Raw genomic sequence first — 1525 nt, 5'->3', positions numbered from 1 at the left:
GTGTGCCCCCAGGAGAACTCGGCGGCATGCTCGACGGCGGCGCGTCGCATGCCCGCCGGATCCCGCAGGAAGATGTCGCCGAGCGCTTTCGCCCAGTCGTCGGTGTCGTGCCCGTTCACCAGGGCACCGGTGACGCCGTCGCGGACCGCCACCGGCAGTCCGCCGACTGCGGCCGCGACCACCGGGGTGCCGCACGCCTGCGCCTCCACGGCCACCAGACCGAAGGACTCCGAGTAACTCGGGACCGCGACGACGTCGGCGGCCCGGTAGACCAGGACCAGGTCGTCGCGCGACTGCGGCGGTAGGAATGTCACGCGGTGGGTGATACCCAGCTCGTCGGCAAGCTGAACAAGGTTGTCGGGGGTCGACATGCCATTGCCCGACGGACCGCCGGCGATCAGGACGTGGATATCAGGAAGCTCGGCGGCGGCGCGAAGCAGGACGTCGGGCGCCTTGAGCGGCTGGATACGGCCGACAAAAGCCACGATCGAGGCATCGGGATCCAACCCCAGCGCGGCGCGCGCGGCCTGGCGGTCACCGGGGGTGAAGGTGTCGAGATCTACGCCCGGGTGCACCACATCGATGCGGGACGGATCCGCCTGGTGCATCGAAATCAGTTGCTGTGCTTCGTGTTCGGTGTTGACGATCAGTCGATCTGCTTCGTCGACCACCTGCTGTTCGCCGATCGAGCGCATCGGGGGTTCCGGTGAATCCTCGGCGGCCAGCGCCGCGTTCTTCACCGCGGCGAGCGTGTGCGCGGTGTGCACCAGCGGCACCGCCCACCGGTCTGCGGCCAGCCAACCGACCTGCCCGGAAAGCCAGTAGTGCGAGTGCACGACGTCGTAGTAGCCCGGCTCGTGAGTGGCTTCCGCGCGCAGCACGCCTGCGGTGAAGGCGCACAACTGGGTGGGCAGATCGTTCTTGTCCAACCCCTCGAAGGGGCCGGCCACCACGTTGCGCACCAGCACGCCGGGCGCCACCGGGACGATCGGTTGATCGGTTGACGACGTGGCCCTGGTGAAGATCTCCACCTCCACGCCGCGCCGGGCCAGTTCCAGCGCGGTCTGCAGGACATAGACGTTCATGCCGCCCGCATCGCCGGTGCCGGGTTGCGCCAGCGGGGACGTGTGCACCGACAACACCGCTACCCGGCGTGGCACGGGCAGTCGGGATGACGGGCCGGCCAGGTCTGTTGCTAGACGCACACCGTCATGTCTACACCGCGGCCCGACGGGCCTGCGCGCGGCGCATTGCACCGATCGGGTCGGCGTAGAGACCACTCAGCGACACCACGCCGGCTCCGGCCTCCTGGACCCGGTTGCCGAACGTCGTGACGCGCAGGTCTCGCTGCGGCAGTACCGATCGTCCGACGAATGCGGCCTCGACGGCGCCCATGGCTTCCGGGTACTCGGTGAAAGCCTGGCCGCCGACCACGAGATCGTCCGGGTTGAGCATGTCCCGCAGCAGGGCGACGGCCTCCCCGAGCACCCGCGCCCGTTCGGTCACCAGCGCGACGGCCCGTTCG

1 protein-coding gene and 1 pseudogene are annotated in these 1525 nt (G+C 69.5%); both read right to left on the bottom strand.

The features are described from left to right. The coding region (mshA, locus tag WA965_RS05635; protein ID WP_526447205.1) for a D-inositol-3-phosphate glycosyltransferase at positions 1 to 1205 on the bottom strand (1205 nt) is incomplete at its 3' end. A 10-nt stretch (positions 1206 to 1215) separates the two neighbouring features. Then, positions 1216 to 1525 (bottom strand): annotated as a pseudogene (locus tag WA965_RS05630) (hypothetical protein); the annotation flags it as partial.

The sequence above is a fragment of the Mycobacterium sp. genome, from assembly GCF_049683935.1.
In the GTDB taxonomy this organism is placed as follows: Bacteria; Actinomycetota; Actinomycetes; order Mycobacteriales; family Mycobacteriaceae; genus Mycobacterium.
The sequence above is the reverse complement of the archived record's forward strand: the minus strand, read 5'-3'. Positions and strand labels throughout refer to the sequence as shown.